Source organism: Shinella sumterensis, from assembly GCF_004514425.2.
Lineage (GTDB): Bacteria > Pseudomonadota > Alphaproteobacteria > Rhizobiales > Rhizobiaceae > Shinella > Shinella sumterensis.
Genome location: NZ_MYFN02000001.1, coordinates 444,977 through 462,925, shown reverse-complemented (window position 1 = coordinate 462,925; position 17,949 = coordinate 444,977). Strand labels below are relative to the sequence as shown.

General features: G+C 62.1%; 18 protein-coding genes. 11 read left to right on the top strand and 7 right to left on the bottom strand.

Annotation, left to right across the window (positions count from 1 at the left end):
• Window positions 1-91: 91 nt before the first annotated feature.
• The 6 genes from B5M41_RS02245 (at window position 92) to B5M41_RS02220 (ending at window position 4,960) form a co-directional block, all read left to right on the top strand.
• Entirely contained in the window at window positions 92-1,174 is a 1,083-nt protein-coding gene (locus tag B5M41_RS02245; RefSeq protein ID WP_134646572.1) for a 4-oxalomesaconate tautomerase, read from the top strand.
• 40 nt (window positions 1,175-1,214) lie between these two features.
• Entirely contained in the window at window positions 1,215-2,216 is a 1,002-nt protein-coding gene (locus B5M41_RS02240) for an ABC transporter substrate-binding protein (RefSeq protein ID WP_167718791.1), read from the top strand.
• A 65-nt stretch (window positions 2,217-2,281) separates the two neighbouring features.
• Entirely contained in the window at window positions 2,282-3,049 is a 768-nt protein-coding gene (locus B5M41_RS02235) for an ABC transporter ATP-binding protein (protein ID WP_167718809.1), read from the top strand.
• A complete protein-coding gene (locus tag B5M41_RS02230) occupies window positions 3,036-3,812 on the top strand; it encodes an ABC transporter permease (protein ID WP_134646568.1) in 777 nt (258 codons plus the stop codon). Before B5M41_RS02235 ends, B5M41_RS02230 begins: the two co-directional genes overlap by 14 nt.
• Entirely contained in the window at window positions 3,809-4,288 is a 480-nt protein-coding gene (locus B5M41_RS02225) for an FCD domain-containing protein (RefSeq protein WP_209020839.1), read from the top strand. The genes B5M41_RS02230 and B5M41_RS02225 overlap by 4 nt, the downstream gene beginning before the upstream one ends.
• On the top strand, window positions 4,289-4,960 hold the full coding sequence (locus B5M41_RS02220; RefSeq protein ID WP_134646566.1) for a LysR substrate-binding domain-containing protein: 672 nt from the start codon (window positions 4,289-4,291) through the stop codon (window positions 4,958-4,960).
• Between the two features lie 65 nt (window positions 4,961-5,025).
• Here B5M41_RS02220 and mtnA read toward each other — a convergent pair whose 3' ends face one another.
• Together mtnA and mtnK are read right to left on the bottom strand one after the other, a co-directional pair.
• On the bottom strand, window positions 5,026-6,120 hold the full coding sequence (mtnA, locus tag B5M41_RS02215; protein ID WP_134646564.1) for an S-methyl-5-thioribose-1-phosphate isomerase: 1,095 nt from the start codon (window positions 6,118-6,120) through the stop codon (window positions 5,026-5,028).
• A complete protein-coding gene (gene mtnK, locus B5M41_RS02210) occupies window positions 6,117-7,388 on the bottom strand; it encodes an S-methyl-5-thioribose kinase (protein ID WP_134646562.1) in 1,272 nt (423 codons plus the stop codon). Before mtnK ends, mtnA begins: the two co-directional genes overlap by 4 nt.
• A gap of 146 nt (window positions 7,389-7,534) precedes the next feature.
• Here mtnK and B5M41_RS02205 point away from each other — a divergent pair, with 146 nt between their 5' ends.
• From B5M41_RS02205 to B5M41_RS02185, 5 genes are all read left to right on the top strand, one after another.
• Entirely contained in the window at window positions 7,535-9,049 is a 1,515-nt protein-coding gene (locus tag B5M41_RS02205) for a sugar ABC transporter ATP-binding protein (protein WP_134646560.1), read from the top strand.
• Entirely contained in the window at window positions 9,046-10,092 is a 1,047-nt protein-coding gene (locus B5M41_RS02200; RefSeq protein WP_413713155.1) for an ABC transporter permease, read from the top strand. Before B5M41_RS02205 ends, B5M41_RS02200 begins: the two co-directional genes overlap by 4 nt.
• 50 nt (window positions 10,093-10,142) lie before the next feature.
• On the top strand, window positions 10,143-11,186 hold the full coding sequence (locus tag B5M41_RS02195; protein WP_134646558.1) for a substrate-binding domain-containing protein: 1,044 nt from the start codon (window positions 10,143-10,145) through the stop codon (window positions 11,184-11,186).
• A gap of 101 nt (window positions 11,187-11,287) precedes the next feature.
• On the top strand, window positions 11,288-11,533 hold the full coding sequence (locus B5M41_RS02190; RefSeq protein ID WP_134646556.1) for a type II toxin-antitoxin system VapB family antitoxin: 246 nt from the start codon (window positions 11,288-11,290) through the stop codon (window positions 11,531-11,533).
• Window positions 11,533-11,946 carry a type II toxin-antitoxin system VapC family toxin gene (locus B5M41_RS02185; protein WP_134646554.1) on the top strand — a complete coding sequence of 138 codons (414 nt, stop codon included), beginning with the start codon at window positions 11,533-11,535 and terminating at the stop codon, window positions 11,944-11,946. The genes B5M41_RS02190 and B5M41_RS02185 overlap by 1 nt, the downstream gene beginning before the upstream one ends.
• Before the next feature lie 6 nt (window positions 11,947-11,952).
• Here the strand turns inward: B5M41_RS02185 and B5M41_RS02180 are convergent, their stop codons facing one another.
• The 5 genes from B5M41_RS02180 to B5M41_RS02160 all read right to left on the bottom strand — a co-directional run bounded on the left by B5M41_RS02180 (window position 11,953) and on the right by B5M41_RS02160 (window position 17,909).
• Window positions 11,953-14,007, bottom strand: a complete 2,055-nt coding sequence (locus tag B5M41_RS02180) for a bifunctional aldolase/short-chain dehydrogenase (protein ID WP_134646552.1) — start codon at window positions 14,005-14,007, stop codon at window positions 11,953-11,955.
• 55 nt (window positions 14,008-14,062) lie between these two features.
• Window positions 14,063-15,058: a sugar-binding transcriptional regulator gene (locus tag B5M41_RS02175; RefSeq protein WP_134646550.1), complete on the bottom strand. Its 996-nt coding sequence runs from the start codon at window positions 15,056-15,058 to the stop codon at window positions 14,063-14,065.
• Between the two features lie 107 nt (window positions 15,059-15,165).
• Complete coding sequence (locus B5M41_RS02170; protein WP_167718789.1) at window positions 15,166-15,966, bottom strand: ABC transporter permease; 801 nt, start codon at window positions 15,964-15,966, stop codon at window positions 15,166-15,168.
• A gap of 1 nt (window position 15,967) precedes the next feature.
• Entirely contained in the window at window positions 15,968-16,831 is an 864-nt protein-coding gene (locus tag B5M41_RS02165; RefSeq protein ID WP_134646546.1) for an ABC transporter permease, read from the bottom strand.
• On the bottom strand, window positions 16,818-17,909 hold the full coding sequence (locus B5M41_RS02160; RefSeq protein ID WP_134646544.1) for an ABC transporter ATP-binding protein: 1,092 nt from the start codon (window positions 17,907-17,909) through the stop codon (window positions 16,818-16,820). The genes B5M41_RS02165 and B5M41_RS02160 overlap by 14 nt, the downstream gene beginning before the upstream one ends.
• Window positions 17,910-17,949 lie beyond the last annotated feature (40 nt).

Sequence of the window (17,949 nt, the reverse complement as noted above, 5' to 3'; positions counted from 1 at the left end):
TTCAAACATTGCATTTCACAGCTATCCCACATTTCGCATATTGCAACAAGACACCCGATTAATCCGGGTTACGCAATATTGAGGTGAGGAAATGAACGATCTGATACGCATTCCATGCGTCCTGATGCGCGGAGGCACGTCGCGCGGTCCGTTCTTTCTTGCTTCCGATCTTCCTGCCGACAGAGAAAAGTGCGATGCCGTACTCCTGTCCATCATGGGCTCCGGCCACCCTCTCCAGATCGACGGGATCGGCGGCGGAAATCCTGTAACATCGAAGGTCGCCATCATCGGTCCCGCCAGCGTGGACGGGGCGGACGTCGATTATCTCTTCGCTCAGGTGCGAACCGACAGGCAGATGGTCGACTATTCGCCGAACTGCGGCAACATGCTTGCAGCCGTCGGGCCCTTCGCAATCGAGGCCGGGCTTGTCCAGGCCACCGGGACGAGCACGCTCGTGCGCATTCACAACGTCAACACCAAGAAGATCATCGAGGCCAAGGTGCCGACCCGCAACGGCGAGGTGATCTATCTCGGCGACGCGTCGATCGACGGCGTTCCGGGGCTGGCGGCACCGATCGCCCTCACCTTTCTTGACGCGGCCGGCGCGAAGACGGGCAAACTGTTTCCCACGGGAAATCCTTCGGATATCATCCAGGGCATACCCGTGACCTCGATCGATTGCGCCATTCCGATGGTTCTGATGCGCGCGGAAGACGTTGGTGTCACCGGTTACGAAGATGCCGCCTCCCTGTCGGCCAACAGTGAATTGATCGCGAAGCTGGCATCCATCCGTACGGAGGCCGGGCGCTTGATGGGCATGGGCGACGTATCGGATATGGTGATCCCGAAACCGGTCATCCTTTCGGCGCCGCGAAAAGGCGGCACGCTGTCCGTCCGCTATTTCATGCCGAATGACTGCCATCCTGCTCTCGCGACCACCGGCGCTGTCGGAATCGCGACGGCGGTGGCCAGCGTGGGTACCGTCGCTTCGTCGATTGCCGGCGCTACGGAACTGCCGGCCCTGATTCGTATCGAACACCCCGGCGGACGCATCGACGTCCAACTGGAGATACGAAACGGGGCCACTGTCGCGGGCCTGGTGAGGACCGCAAGACGACTTTTCGAAGGTTATGCCTTCGCAAAGCCCAAAGAGCGTGTGGATCACGCTGCTTAACGCGCTCTGGTGAGGACCGGAGCATTAACGGAGGAAATTCATGCGCAAACTACTTCTGGCGACTGCCGCTGTGCTCGCCCTGACCACTGCCGCCCACGCCGATTCCGTTCGTATGAGCGTCGGCTCCTATAACCTGAACAACCTGCCCTTCCCGGTTGCCGAAAGCCTCGGCTTCTACAAGGAAGAAGGTCTCGACGTGACGATCGAGAACTTCGCCCAGGGCGGTTCCAAGGTGCTTCAGGCGCTGGTTGCCGGCTCGACCGACGTCGCCGTCGGTTTCTACGACCACACGATCCAGATGCAGGCGCAGGGCAAGCACGTCATCGGCTTCATCCAGCTCGCACGCAATTCCGGCCTCGTGCTCGCCGGCAAGAACGACACGGATTTCGACCCGGCCAAGCCGGAAACGATCAAGGGCAAGAATGTCGGCATCACCGCGCCGGGTTCGTCGTCCGACTTCTTCATCCGCTACTATCTCAAGCAGCACGGCCTGACCGACGATGACATCTCGATCATCGGCGTCGGTTCGGGTGCTGCCGCGGTCGCGGCGCTCCAGCAGGGCAAGATCGACCTTCTGGTCAACTACGACCCGGCCGCGACGATCGTCGTCGAGCGCGGTCTCGGCAAGATCCTGATCGACGCCCGCAGCGACGAAGGTGCAAAAGCCGTCTACGGCGGCATCTATCCCACGTCCGTGCTCTATGCGAACCAGGACTATATCAAGGCCAACCCGCAAGTCATTCAGAAGGTCACCAATGCGACGCTCAAGGCGCTGCACTGGATGAAGGATCATTCGGCCGAGGAAATCGTCGCCAAGCTGCCGGAGGACTTCGTGTCCGGCGACAAGCAGACGTATATCAAGGCCGTCGAGAACGCCAAGGCGATCTTCTCCGAGGACGGCAAGTTCGTTCCGGCCGATCTGGAAACCCCGCTGGCCGTGCTGAAGAGCTTCAACGAAAGCGTCGGCAACGCCACCATCGATCTGGGCGCGACCTACACGAACAAGTTCGTCGAGGCTGCAGGCCAGCCCGCCAAGAACTAAGGAAAACCATCATGTCTATTGCAGCAGCTAAAATCGAGGCTGTGCCGCAGCCCGGTCTGCCCCCGATGGTCACGATCGACGACGTCACGATGGCGTTCGGGTCGTTCGTCGCAGTCGAGAACGTCAACCTCACCGTTGGAAACGGCGAGTTCCTGTCGATCGTCGGGCCGACCGGGTGCGGCAAGTCCACCATCCTCAACGCCATCGCGGGCCTTCTGAAGCCCGCGAAAGGCCAGGTTTCCATCGACGGCGCACAGGTCAAGAGCGTTCAGAACAACATCGGCTATCTCTTCCAGCAGGATGCCCTCCTGCCCTGGAAGACCGCGTTCCAGAACGTCGAGCTTGGCCTGATGTTTCGCGGCGTGCCCGTCGAAGAGCGCCGCGTCAAGGTCATGGCGTGGCTGGAGAAGGTCGGCCTGAAGGGCTTCGAAGGCCGCTTCCCGCACCAGCTTTCGGGCGGCCAGCGCAAACGTGTCCAGATGGCGCAGGCGCTGATCACCGAACCCAAGGTCATTCTCATGGACGAGCCCTTCTCCGCGCTCGACATCCATACGCGCCACCTGATGCAGAACGAACTGCTGCGCCTGTGGCAGGAAGACCGCCGCGCTGTCGTCATGATTACCCATGACCTCGAGGAAGCCATTGCGCTCGGCGACCGCGTCGTCGTGCTGGCGGCAGGTCCGCGCAGCCGCGTCATCGAAAGCTTCGGCGTGGATCTCGAACGTCCGAGAAACGTCTCCGAAATCAAGCTCGACCCGAAGTTCATGACCCTTTACCGCGACATCTGGGCGTCGCTCAGGGGCGAAGTGGAGAAGTCCTATGCAAGCCGTTAACGTACGTCTCATCCAGATCACGCTTCTGGCCGTGATCCTTGGTGGCTGGCAGCTCGGTGTGACGACCGGCGTCATCGACCGCTTCTTCTTCCCGGCTCCGCTCGACATCGTCCAGCAGGTCGTCACCTGGGTCATCGATCCCGGCTTCTACAAGCATGTCGGCATCACGCTCAGCGAAACCGTGCTCGGCTACCTGATCGGTACAGGCCTCGGCGTCGCCGCAGGTGTCTGGCTTGGCCTGAGCCCCTTCACGGCCCGCATCCTCGATCCGTTCATCAAGGCCATCAACGCCATTCCGCGCGTCGTGCTCGCACCGATCTTCGTGCTCTGGCTCGGCCTCGGCCTGTGGTCGAAGGTCGCGCTGGCCGTGACGCTGGTGTTCTTCGTGACGTTCTTCAACGCCATGCAGGGCGTGCGCGAAGTCAACCCGGTCGTGCTGTCCAACACGCGCATTCTCGGCGCACGCCGCTCCGATCTGCTCCGCCATGTCTACTTCCCGGCGGCAGCCAGCTGGATCCTGTCGTCGCTGCGCACCTCCGTGGGCTTCGCGGTCGTCGGCGCGATCATCGGCGAGTATCTCGGCGCTTCCGCCGGCCTCGGCTACCTGATCGCCCGTGCGGAAGGCAACTTCGATGCGGTTGGCGTCTTCGCCGGGATCATCATCCTTGCGGTGTTCGTCCTGATCATCGACCTGCTTCTCGACGTCGCCGAAAAGCGCCTGATCACCTGGCGCCCCAAGGCCGGCGAAGAACGCCCGGCTTGAGCGAAATACCGGAACATCCAGTCTATGGGCGGCCTTGTGCCGCCCATTTTCTTTTGGAAGGACGCGCACACGCTCAGCAATCTGCGTGTCCACCTGAGCCTCCTGCCCGGCTCCACATACACTCTGACCGCGTACAGTCCGCGCAGGTCGAGCACGAGGAAATCGTGGACGCAATTGCACAAGGTGACGGCGACCGCGCTGAACGAGCCGCACGCCTGCACATTTCCGAAGGTTTTCGGATACGTCTGAAAATGCTGGCGAGGGAAGCGACGATTGAGTTTCCAACGGCCGCGCGGTTTGGCAGACTGCCGGCCACACCAGGCGTTTGGTGCTTTCAGCCGCTTTGGAACGCGAAAGCGATCAATACATGTCGTAAGCTAAAGCACGTACCTCAGCATCATTTCCAGCCCGAGAAGCGCGAGCGCGATCAGGAATCAGCGCTTGAACGTTGCGGGACTGACGCGCCGTCTGACTGACTGCCCCGCCCACATGCCGAACAGTGCCGGGACAACGGCGGCCGACGAGAGCAGGAGCGTATACGAGCGACGATCCGCCTACGCGCCAACACGGCCGCCATCGCGGACGTCCTCCCGGCACTCCTCATTCCCTGGGTCGCGATGCATCAGCAGGTCGATATCGATCTGCAGGAGCGCCAAAGTCACGAAATCGCCCGAAGCGTTGCAGCAGGTTTCGCCGACATCGGCGTGTTGTCCGATGCCGCTGCCACGGATGGGCTGCGGCGCAAGCCCTTCACCGTGAGCAGGCTTGTCATGGTGTCGGCGCAGTCGCATTGGCTTGCGAAGGAGAAGGACGTTCCGTTCTACAAGGTGGCCGACGAGTATTTCATGGGATTGGAAAACGGCGCGTTGCAGGATCACATCGACCTTCAGGCCGACAGGCTTGCGGTGAAGCTCCGATACCGGATCCGGCTGCGCACATTCGAGTCCATATGTTCCGCGGCTGCCGCCGGTATCGGCGTGGCGGTCGTTCCCGAGACGATCGCCCGACGATGCAGGCGCTCGCATGCGCTTGCCATCACGCCGCTCGTGGACAGCTGGGCGAAGCGGCATCTTTCGGTCTGCATACCTGCAAGCCTCGACATCACGCCGACAACCCAAGACCTTTTCGAGCATCTGGCAAAGGCGTGACAGATGAGAGGCTTGGCTTCACCGAGCCTCCTCTTCGACATCCCTTGGACAGGGTTTACCGGGTGTCAGCCTCGTTCGGGAAAGAGTGTCTTCAGACCCTCCGGCGATGGCGTGGCGATGCCGCGTTCCGTGATGAGGCCGGTGATGAGGCGGGCGGGCGTCACGTCGAAGGCGGGGTTGGCCGCCGGGCTGCCCTCCGGCGAGATGCGCACGCTGGCAATAGAGCCATCGGCGGCGCGGCCCTGCACGAAGCTCACCTCGTCGCCGGCACGCTCCTCGATCGGGATTTCCTTGACGCCGTCATGCACCGTCCAGTCGATGGTCGGCGACGGCAGGGCCACATAGAAGGGCACGTCGTTGTCCCGTGCAGCGAGCGCCTTGAGATAGGTGCCGATCTTGTTGCACACATCGCCATTCGCCGTGGTCCGGTCGGTGCCGACGATCACCATGTCGATATCGCCGTGCTGCATCAGGTGGCCGCCGGCATTGTCGACGATCAGCGTGTGCGGCACGCCGTGGCCGTTCATCTCCCAGGCGGTGAGATATGCGCCCTGGTTGCGCGGACGTGTCTCGTCGACATAGACATGGACCGGTATGCCGGCTTCGACGGCCATGTATATCGGCGCCGTCGCTGTGCCGTAGTCGACTGTTGCGAGCCAGCCGGCATTGCAATGGGTGAGGATGCGCACGGGCTCGCCCGGCTTCTTGTTGGCCGCGATCTTGCGGATGACGTCGAGGCCGTTGGCGCCGATGGCGCGATTGAGCTCGATATCCTCTTCGGCAATCTCGGCGGCGCGCACATAGGCGGCACCGGTGCGCTGGTCTTCCGGTAGCGGGGCGAGATGATCACGCATCGCGTTGAGCGCCCAGCGCAGGTTGATGGCGGTCGGACGGGTCTCGTTCAATTCTTCCCAGACGGCATCGAGATGCGCATCGGACGGATCCTGCGCCATAGCGATGGCGACGCCATAGGCGGCGGTGACGCCGATCAGCGGCGCGCCGCGCACCCACATATCCCGGATGGCGATCGCGACATCGGCGACGGTCTTGAGCGTGACGACACGGAATTCATGTGGCAGCCAGCGCTGGTCGATGATGTCGACGGAGCGGCCATCCTCGTTGAGCCAGATCGTACGGTAATGGCGTTCTTCGACTTTCACGCGATGATCTCCTTTTCAAGCCGCTCCACCGTCTCGCGGATATCGCGAAGACCGTGGATGCGCTGCCGGTTGACGGCGAGGTGACGCCCGAGCTTCAGGGCCTTGCTTTCGCAGGACGCGCGGCGGTTGGGGTCGGCGATGGTTTCGAAATCGGCATTGTGGGCAAGCCCGAGGATGCGGCGGTGGATCTCGATGCCGGCAAAGCCCAGCATCTCGCACCAGATCTCATCGATGACGATAGTGAGCGCCTGTTCAGCGGCGAGTTGGTCGTTGCGGTCCTCAAAGAGGCTGGCCTGATAGAGGATGCCCTTGCGCTCGGTGCGCCAGAGATGGGAAAATTCCGCGCGAAACGTCTCCCACAGCGTATCGATCGTATCGAGGAGATAGGCGCGCATGCCGTCGCGCGCGCCGGGGGATGCCTCGTGGCCGGCCTGCGAGAAATAGCTCATCCAGAAATTGGCGATCAGCATGCCGACGTCGAAGCTGATCGGGCCGTAGAAGGCGAATTCCGGGTCGATGACGCGGGTCTCGTCGTCGGTCACCATAACGGAACCGGTATGCAGATCGCCATGGCAGAGCGTCTCGGCCTTGGCGGAGAACAGATGCTTCAACCGCTGCGCTTCGACCTTGAGGTCACGGTCGGCGCGCAGTTCGGCAACGAGGGGATCGAGCTGCGGCGTTGTGTGGCGATTCAGTTCAGCTTCGAAATAGGGATCGGAAAAGACGAGGTTTTCCGTGATGTCGCAGAGCTCGACATTGTCCGAAAACAGCGCGACATCCGCCTTCTTCTCGCGTGTGACCATGGAAAGGTCGGAGCCGCGGAACAGCGTGCGGGCGACGAACAGGCCGAGGTCCCGGCCGATCTTCGGCAGGGCGCGCCCGTCGATCAGCGCGCGGCGCAGGATGACATGCGGCGTCAGGAACTCCATGACGATGATGGCCTGCGCCTCGTCGAAGAACAGGATCTCCGGCACCATGCCGGGGTCGCGTGCGCCCTGGCGCTTCAACGCGTGATATTCGAAGAAGGAGCGCTTCAGCGGCAGCGGCCAGCTCTCGCCGACGAGGCGCACATAGGGCAGCGCCTGCTTGACGATGACGGCGCCCGTCTCTCCCGTGACGATGAAGACCAGATTGAGGTTACCGTCGCCGACTTCCTTGATCGTCCAGCGCGACGAATCGTTGCCGATCCTGTCTTTCAGGGCGGCGTTACCGCCAAGCCTATCCGGCAATGTCTCGGCGCTCAGCGCCTCGAAGACGGGACTGTCCATGATGTTCTCCTCCTGCGCACGGGGCTGCCTCCATCGCCTGCCGCCATGCCGTCTGTGCCCACAGCTAAGGCATCATTCTGTCAATTGTCAACGGCCTTGACATTTGATCAGAGCCTATCCTAACGTGGTCTCAATGGGAGGATGGAATGAGCGAACAGGCAGTGTTTCGCATTGAGGGCGTGCGCAAATCCTTTGGCCCGGTTCCGGTGCTTCAGGGTGTGGACCTCGACCTCAAGGCAGGCGCAGTGACGGTTTTGATGGGCGCCAACGGCGCCGGCAAATCCACGCTCGTGCGCATCCTCTCGGGCGTGTACACAAAGGACGCCGGCGCGATCACGCTGGCCGGCGCCGCCTTCGAGCCGGCAACGCCGGCCGAGGCGATCCGCGTCGGTGTCGTCACCGTGCATCAGAACATCAATGACGGCGTCGTCGCCGATCTCGATGTCGCGACCAACCTGACGCTCGACCGGCTGAACGGCCGCGGCGCGCGGCTGTTCTTCAATCCGCGCCGGGTGCGCCGCGAGGCGGCCGCCGTCGCCTCCCGCATGGGCCTGTCGATCGAGCTTGCCGCCAACATCAACGACCTGACGCTGGCCGACCGCCAGATGGTGGCGATCGCGCGCGCCATGGCGCATGAGCCGAAGGTGCTGATCCTCGACGAGCCGACCTCGTCGCTGTCGAGCGCGGAAGCAGACCGCCTGTTCGACCTCGTCGACCGCCTGAAGGCGCGCGGCGTCGCCATTCTTTACATCTCGCACCGCATGTCGGATATCCGCCGCCTCGCTGACAGCATCCTTGCTTTGCGCGATGGCCGCATCACCGGCCGTTTCGAGGGGCCGGAGCTCGATTATGAAGGCGCGGTCAATGCCATGCTCGGCCGCAAGGTCTCGGCCGGTGCCGTCGCGGTGCGCGACGCAAGCCGTCCGGTCTTCAGCGTGCGCGGCCTGAAACTGTCGGAGCAGGCGCGGCCATTCGATTTCGATCTCGGTGATGGCGAGATCGTCGCCGTCACCGGCCTTGTCGGTGTCGGCAAGACGGCACTTGCGGAAACGCTTTTCGGCGTCCGTGCACCGGCAGCCGGCGAGATGACGCTGGACGGCAAACGCTATGCGCCGAAGACGACGGGCCAGGCGATTGCCCAGGGCGTCTTCCTCGTCGCCAAGGACCGCGCGATCAGCGGAATCGTGCCGGACTTCAATATCTACGAGAATATCAGCCTGCCGTTCCTGCGCCGTCTCTCGTCCTTCGGCATCGCCAGCCGGCGCGCGGAAAAGACCAAGGCGCGCCAGCAGATCTCTGCGCTGGGCGTCGTCTGCCGCAGCGAGCGCGACGAGATGCAGACGCTGTCGGGCGGCAACCAGCAGAAGGTCATGGTCGGCCGGTGGCTGTCCGAACCGTCGCGTCTCTTGATCCTCGACGAACCTTTCCAGGGCGTCGATATCGCCGCCCGCCGGGATATCGGCGAAAAGCTGCGCGCGTCCGCCGCCGGGCGCTCCACCATTCTTTTCCTCACGGAATTGGACGAAGCCTTCGAGGTCGCCGACCGCATCTTCGTCATGTCTGAACAGACCATCGTGGGCGAGCATCGCAATGCCGACATCGATGTCGAGCGGCTGCTCTCCGAGATCGCCGGACAATTCTATCAACAGGTCAGTGCATGATGACGAGCCAACAGAGCAATTCCACCGGCGCCGTCCCGCCGGCTGCCTTCAACATCCGGGAAACCGCGATCAAGTACGGCTTCCTCGTGCTGCTCGCCGGCATGGTGCTGTATTTCTCTCTCGTCACCGGCGGCTTCGCCTCGCCGCAGAGCGCGGTGTTCATCCTGCAATCCGTGTCGATCACGGGTATTCTGGCGCTCGGCGTCACCGCAACGCTCGTGGTCGGCGGCTTCGACCTGTCGATCGGATCCGTTGCCACGACGGCCATGATGGCATCGTCCTATGTGATGGTCGTGATGGGCGGCGACGCTTTGACCGCGACGCTCGTCTGCCTTGCAGTCGGCGTGCTCGTCGGCCTCGTCAACGGCATCATCATCGTCTATATGCGCGTGCCGGATCTGCTGGCGACGCTCGGCATGATGTTCCTGCTGCTCGGACTGCAACGCATCCCGACCGAAGGGCGTTCGATCGCGACAGGCATGACACTGCCGGACGGCTCGACGGCGACCGGCGCCTTCAGCCCGGCCTTCCTGGCGCTCGGCCGCCACCGTTTCGACCTGATCCTGCCCAATCTCGTGCCGGTGTCGGTGGTCGTGCTGATCGTGCTCGCCATCGTCATCTGGTTCTTCCTCGAATACACCCGCTTCGGCCGCATGATGTATGCCGTCGGCTCCAACGAGCGGGCGGCGAGCCTCGCCGGTGCGCCGGTCAATGCCTACAAGATCTCGGCCTATATCATTTCCGGCGTCTTCGCTTCGATCGGCGGCATCCTGCTTGCCGCCCGCCTCGGCCGCGGCGATATCGCCTCGGGCAACAACCTGCTGCTCGATGCCGTCGCCGCCGCGCTGATCGGCTTCGCAGTGCTTGGATCCGCCAAGCCAAATGCCTTCGGGACGGCCGTGGGCGCCCTCTTCGTCGGCATCCTGCTGCAGGGCCTGACGATGATGAACGCGCCCTACTACACCCAGGATTTCATCAAGGGCGCCGTGCTTGTCATCGCCCTGATCTTTACCTTTGCGCTCTCGAAAAGAGGCAAACGCTGAGGCGGGAGGCCTGGCGGATCACCAAAGTTCACCAGTGGAGGAGACTGACCATGAATTTTACGCGTAGAACCCTGGGCAAGATGACGCTCGGGCTGATGGCCGCGGCATCGTTTGCCGTGCCGTCCTTTGCGGCTGACATGCCCAAGCCGTTCGACAAGCCCGGCGACGTGAAGATCGCCCTCGTGCGTTATCTCTCGACCGGCGACTTCTTCCAGTCCTACCTGGCTGGTGTGGAAGCGCAGGCCAAGGCGCTCGGCGTGCAGCTTCAGGTCTTCGACAGCCGCCAGGACGCGGCACTCCAGGCCGACATGGTCGATCAGGCCATCGCACTCGGCGTGCAGGGCATCATCGTCCAGCACGGCCTGACGGAATCCATGAAGGAAGCCGCCCAGCGTGCGGTCGATGCCGGCATCAAGGTCGTCGCCTTCGACGTCAATGTCGAAAACGACAAGATACCGCAGGTCGAGCAGTCCGACCGCGACCTCGCCCGCCTCGCGCTGGAGCAGGCGATCAAGGACAATGGCGAAAGCTTCAAGGCCGGTTACGTCTACGTCGCCGGCATTGCGCCGCTCGACCGTCGCGACGAGACCTGGAAGGAATTCAAGAAGAAGTATCCCGGCATCAACGAGGCTGCCCAGTTCGGCACGATGGACAACCCGATCGCGAACTCCGTCGCCAACCAGGCGCGGTCGGTGATTTCGGCCAACCCCGATATCACCGTGATGTTCGCCCCCTATGACGAATTCGCCAAGGGCGTGAAGATCGCCGTCGACGAGGCGGGCCTGTCCTCCAGCGTGAAGATCTACTCGGCCGACATCTCGACCTCCGACATCGCCGCCATGCGTGAATCCGGCTCGGCCTGGGTCGCGACGGCCGCCACGAACCCGGCCGTGGTCGGCCAGGTCTCGGTACGCTCGCTCGCCATGCTGCTTGCCGGCGAAGACCCGGGCAAGCAGGTCATCGTGCCGCCGACGCTGATCACCCAGAAAGACCTGAACGATCAGGACATCAAGAACATGGAAGAGCTCGGCGCGAAGCTGCCCCAGTTCGCCCATGCCGACGTCGCCATGCCGGCATGGATGCCGAAGCCCTGATTTCGGCATGTGGATGACGAAGGGCGGTCCATCGGGCCGCCCTTTTTGTTTGCACGCGAGATATCTGGCGTGTATATCTGGATATCTATAGGAGATATCCGATGGCGCTCTTTATTCGTGACGACGAGGTCGACGCGCTTGCCGCCCAGCTGCAAAAAGCCATGAACGCCCCGACGAAGAAGGAAGCGGTACGCCGTGCGTTGCAAAACGAACTGGATCGCGAAAAGCACAAGGCGTCGCTGCGGGAGAGACTTGCACCTCTTCAGGAGAGGGTCGCGTCATGGGGCAAGCCCGATCCCAACTTCGACATGAAAAAGTTCACGGATGAGATGTGGGACGATCTCTGATGTTTATCGATGCCTCCGCCATCGTCGCGGTGATGACGCGCGAGCCGGGCTGGGAAGACATCGTCGAGCGGCTTGACGCAAGTGAAACCAGCTTTTCGGTCAGTTCACTGGCTCGTTTCGAGGCCGTGCTCGCGCTCGCAAGAAAACAGCCTTCGAGCCCGGACAAGCGGCAAGCGATTGCATCCGCGCGGGACGCGGTAGCGAATTTCCTGTCCGAGATTCGAGCGAGCGAACTAACGGTAACGCCCCGGATCGGTGAACTCGCCCTTGATGCCGCAACGACCTATGGCAAAACCGCCGGTCACCCGGCGGCTCTGAATTTCGGCGATTGCTTCGCCTATGCCTGTGCGAAGGCGCTTGGCGTCCCTCTCGCCTACAACGGCGACGACTTCGCGCAGACGGATCTCGCCTGATCCGCGCTAGCGCATTGCCGCTGCGATATTGCCACCATCGACGGTGGTGACATCCGCGGTCGTGCGTTCGGCGAGCGCATGGTGCACGAAGGCGCGCGCCACGTCTTCTGCCGTGACCTCGAGGCCGAGCAGGTTGCCGCCCATATATTCCTTCACGGAAAGCCCACGGGCGGCGGCGCGGTTGGCGATCATCTCGTCGTTCAGCAGGCCGGAGCGGATGCGGTCGGCATTGACGGCGTTGACGCGGATATTGTCGGCGCCGTGCTCCAGCGCGTATTGCCGCGACAGGAAGAGCGTTGCGGCCTTCGGCAGGCCATAGGCGCCGAACTTCGCACCAGGATTGACGGCCTGCTTGGAGGCGTTGAACAGCAGCACGCCGCCGGTCTTCTGCGCCTTCATGATCCTTACGGCATTCTGCGCCACCGTCTGGTGAGCGAAGAAGTTCAACTCGAAACTCTTGCGCAAAAGCGCGTCGTCCATCGTGGCGATCGGGCTTTCCCAGGCCGCACCCGCATTGGAAACGACGATATCGACACCGCCGAAAGTGGCAACGGCTTTGTCGAACGCCATGCGGACGGAGACGGGATCGGTGATATCGCAGGCGATGCCGATCGAGTTGTTGCCGGCCGCCTTGGCGACGGCCGCCGCCTTCTCGCCGTCGAGATCGAGGGCCACGACATGGGCGCCCTCAGCCGCGAAAGCCCTGACCACCGCGGCGCCGATGGCACCCGCCCCACCGGTAACGACCGCCACCTGACCGGTAAACGGCTTCGGCTTGGCGCCGGCGAGCTTCGCCTGCTCCAGCGACCAATACTCGAGATCGAAGAGATCGGGACGGCTGACCGGCTCGAAGCGGCCGATGGACTCTGCGTCACGCGCGGCTTCGATCCACATCTCGCCGACATCGACGGCAATGGTCGCATCCTTGAGCGTCCGACCGTGACCGAACATGCCGAGACCGGGCACCAGTGTCAGGCGCGGCATCGGGTCGAGCATGATGCGCTTGACATCGTCGCGGGCGTCGTTGCTGCGGAAATATTCGGCATAATCGGCGGCGAAGTCGGCGACGTGCTGATCGATGACAGCGCGATAGCCGTCGAGATCATCGCTGGGGGGTGCCGGCAGCACCATCGGGCCGGTCTTGATGCGGATGGAGAGGTCGGGCGTCGAGACGCCGCGCGCCGCCATGTCCCGGACTTCCGCTGCATTGACAAAATCGAGAATGGCCGGCGACGAGCGAAAGACGCTGACCATTCGATCAAAGCGGCCCTCGCCCTTGTCGACGGCCACTGCGCCACGCAGCATCGCGGCGATATCGGCCGGGCTTGCCAGCTTCGAGGGGAGAACGGCCGGCGTGAAGGGATTGCGGCCGTTGACCTTCACATGGTCTTCGGCGACCGTGACGTAGTGGATCATCCGGTCATAGGCTTCCTTTGCGGTCTCTCCAAAGGTGAAGATGCCGTGCTTGTCGAGGATCAGGCCTTCCACCGTCGGATCCTGCTCGAATACTTCCACCGCGGCCTTGGCGAGCGCGAAACCGGGCATGATATAGGGTACGAAACCCATTTTCTTGCCGAAGAGCGCGGCGCTCATCTCGCGACTCTTTGCCTGATCTGCGATGGCCAGGATCGCCGTCGAATGGGTGTGGTCCACAAACTTGTGGGGCAGGAATGCATGCAGCAGCGCTTCAACGGAAGGATTTGGCGCACCGGGATCGATGAGATTGGCACGCAGCAACGTCACCATGTCCTCATCCGACAGCTTGTCGAGCTTGCGGCTTTTGAGGAGCGGAGCGATTTTCACGGCGGGCAGGCCGGGCGGCTCGATCGTGCCCATGTCCCAGCCGCTGCCCTTCACACAGAGCACCGCATGGGTGTCGCCGACGAGATCGGTCACTTCGGTCTTCACGGATGTATTGCCGCCGCCGTGCAGCACCAGCCGCGGCTCACCGCCCAGCAGCCGGGTCGTGTAGGTGCGCAGCGCCAGGTCGCGGTTCACGCCCTTGGATGCGTAGCCGGCGACGACTTTTTCCGCTTCGTCGTCGCGCCAGAGATTTTCCATGTTTCATCCTCCCGATAACCGGTCCGGCCGGCACCGGCGGACCTTTAAACCTTCTTCAGACCTCGCTCGGCCCGCTGTCGGCCAAGCCCCTCCGGCCACGTCCTTCCTTGGACCAGCGCTCCAGAATGCGACGCGCCATCGAGGTGGTCACGACCAGATGCGAGGCAAATCCTCCCTTCAGCGCTGCCATCAACGGCTCGAACTTGTTGTCTTCCTGCACGACCAGCATGCGCTTCTCGATCGACCGGATGGAATCGAGGTCGGCGGAAATGCAGCGGCGATTATGGTTGCAGTCCAGCCACTGGCCGTCATGATCGATGAGTTGGCCGGCGATGACGCCGGCAGCTCCGTTCTCTCCCAAGGCATGCATGTCGGCGGCGGACAACGCACCGCATTTGACGAGGTGGCTGTCATCCTCGATGCCGCCGACGGAATAGAGCGCGAGATTGCAGTCCGAGATCGTCGCAAGCTGATCCTTGATGACGGGTTCCCCGCGCAACTCCTCGGCGAGACGTTCGGAAGACAGGACGAGCGGCGCGTAAAAATTGATGCCTTCGGCATTCAGGCGCCGGGCGATTTCCGTCGTGCACTGGTCGGGGCGATAGGAATAGGGTGCGCCGAGATTGCCGCAGAGCTGCACGACGGTGACGCCGCGCAGGTCCGCAAACGGCATGACATCGGCGATATGGTAGACTGTGCGGCCCCAGGCAACGCCCACCCTGTCGCCCTTGCTGAGCAATTCCAGAAAGACGGATGCCGCGACAACCGGCATCTCCGATGCAGGGTCCATTGCCTGACGGTCCTCAGGCACAAGCCAGGCCGTGCTCAGGCCCGTGGCATCCTCCAGCTCCCGAGCCAGGACATCATCCGAGAACAGCTCCGAAGATGTCGAGATGGTGACGATGCCCATCTCGCGTGCCTTGCGGAGATACATAGCTATGGATGCGCGGGAGATCCCGAGCCGCTGCGCCACCTCATCCTGCCGCAGGCCGTGCGTATAGTACAGCCAGGCGGCCTTATGGATGATCTGGTCGTTGACTCGGATTGGCATCGGGGCTCCATCGGTGGAGTCCTGACATTAGTCAACATGGCTGACAAAAGTCAACACATGGCTTCATTTTCACCGTGTCAGGTGAACGCGCATCGCAACGTCTTCTGCTAAACTGCCTTTCGTTTCAACCTGATCGCCACAAGCAATGCGATGATCATGGCAAACACGATGATGTTGATGAGGCTTGAAAGAGCATAGAGTTCCGGTTTGACGCCATATCGGAGCGCACCCCATGCGACGGACGGCATGGTCGGTGTCGCCCCCAAAAGGTAGAACGACACATCGAGACCGTTCAGGGAAAGCACGAATGCGGTGATCAGGCTTCCCATGATGCCCGGCCACGTGATCGGCAGCATGACCTCGAAGAAGGAACGCAAGGGCGAAGCGCCGCAGACGATCGCCGCTTCATTCATGCGCCAGTCGTACTTGTAGAGCATCGCCGCCATGATCAGGAAGCAGAAGCTGAAACAATGCACGGCATTCGCGATGATCGCAGTCAGCATGTTCCCCTGAAGTTCGAACAGCATGTAGTAGAGCGCCATACTCGATATCCCCAGGAGAATTTCCGACACAAACAGCGGCGCGGCGAAGAATATGGCGTAAATCAACGCCCGCTTTCCAGCGAACCGCAGGACGCCGACTGTGGCGAGAAAGCCGAGCACGGTGGACAGTACAGCCGTGCAGGAGGCGAGAAGAAGACTGTTGAGGAAGGCGCTTTGGTAGACGGTGTTGGTCGAGAGGCGGACATAGCTCGCAACGTTGAATTCCGGCGGATAGGGAAAATTCGGCCGTGTCGAAAGCGACGCGAACAAGATGTGCACGATCGGCATATAGAGGAAGGCGAAGACCAGGGCGAGGAAGGCTGCCAGCGTCCATTTGATGAGGGAATCTGTAAAGCTCGGGCTCATGCTACTGCCTCCCCAATCCCGTAAAGCCAGTGCGGCGGAGATCCACGCCATAACTCAGGATCGCGAGCGCGACCGCCGAGAACAAGAACAGGACGACGCCCATGGCGGCTCCAAGAGCCCATGTGCCCGACTCGCCGAATTGCTGCGCCATGGACATGCCATAGAGCGTGCCGTTCGGTCCGCCGAGGAAGCGCGGTACCAATGACGCCGAGAGCGTCGGAATGAAGGCGAGCATGAAGCCGACGATCGTGCCCGAAAGATTGAGCGGCCAGACCACCTCGGTGAAGATCCGGAACCGGTTGGCGCCGCAGGCGCTGGCGGCATGCGCCAGCCTGAAGTCGAAGTTGATCAGCGACAGGTAGACCGTCGTCACCACGAGTGGCAGATACAGATAAATAAAGGCGATGAAGGACGCGGCATTGGAATACATGATCATCCTGAGCGGTGCGGCGCCCATGCGGATCAGCGCACCGTTGACCAGGCCGGCCGGTCCAAGCATCCCCTGCAGCGCGATGAGGCGGAGAACCTCGCCCGACAGAAAGGGAATGACGAGAAGAAGCGAGAAGATGATGCGGTAGCGCCCGCCGTAACGAACGATGAAATAGGCGATCGGCCACGCCAGGGCCACCAGCGTGACGGATACGCCGACCGCCATGACAAGCGAGCGGAGAAAGAAGGTGATGTAAGCACCCTCCGTCGCGAGCGTGGTGTAGTTCATCAATGTCCAGTCATGGACTATCTTGTAGTTCTCGGTTTGCCAGAAGCTCAGGACCACCAGTGCCGTCAGCGGCAGGACGAAGAAGAGCAGCAGGAAGGCCGTCGGGATATTAAGGATGAGGCGGCGCTGGAGATTAGCGTCTTGCATCGTCAGCTCCGTCCTTGAAGATGTGGCAATCGGCCGGGTTCCATGACAGCAGGACCCGCTCCTGAAGTGGGATCGGATCGTTCCGCTTCGGTTTGACGGCGATCACCGTATCGCCGCGATCGGTCTCGAGCACATATTCGAGGAAGGGTCCACGCAGCACGACGTCCACCACCTTGGATGGAATGCCTGCGCCGCCATGCTGCTTAGGCGTAATGTCAAACCGCTCGTTCTTGACGAAAATTTCGACCGCGTCACCCGGCTTGAATGTTTTATCGGACGGCAACGCGAATTCGTAATCGTGTCGGGTCAGGCGCACGGTCGCACCGTCCGGCTCCACGACACCCTGGAATTTGCTCGATTTTCCGACGAAACGAGCGACAAACGGTGTCTGCGGGTGATCGTAGATCGCCTGCCGCTCACCTAGGGCTTCGAGACGCCCATTGTTGATGACGGCGATCCGATCGCTCATCGAGAGCGCTTCTTCCTGGTTATGCGTCACATAGATGAAGGGAATGCCGAGCTGCTTCTGGTACCGCCGGATTTCGATTTCCATTTCCTGCCGGAGCTCGCGGTCGAGATTGGCCAGCGGTTCATCGAGAAGCAGGAGCGTTGGACGTGCGACAAGGCCGCGGCCAAGGGCGACGCGCTGTTGCTGGCCGCCCGAAAGCTGGCTGGGATAGCGGTCCAGCATCGTGCTCAGCGACAGGATGCCGGCCACCCATTCGACCCGTTCCTCGATCTCGCCCTTGGCCTCGTTGCGCATTCTCAAGGGAAAGGCGAGATTTTCGCGCACCGTCCTGTGCGGAAAGAGCAGGAACTCCTGGAACACCATGCCGATCCCGCGTTTGTGCGGTGCGAGCTCGGTGACGTCCTTTCCCTCGAAATGGATGCGGCCTTCCGTCGGGCGATCGAGGCCGGCGATGAGGCGCAGCAACGTGCTTTTGCCCGAGCCGCTTGGCCCCAGGATGGCGATGAATTCTTCCTTGGAGATGTCCAGACTGACATCGTCCAGTGCTTTGAAGGCGCCATAACGCCGCGACACGTTGTCGATCCGGATGTAGGAACTTGCGTTGCTCATGAGATTTCCTGCGTTGCAGGCGGCCAGGGCAACAGAATGC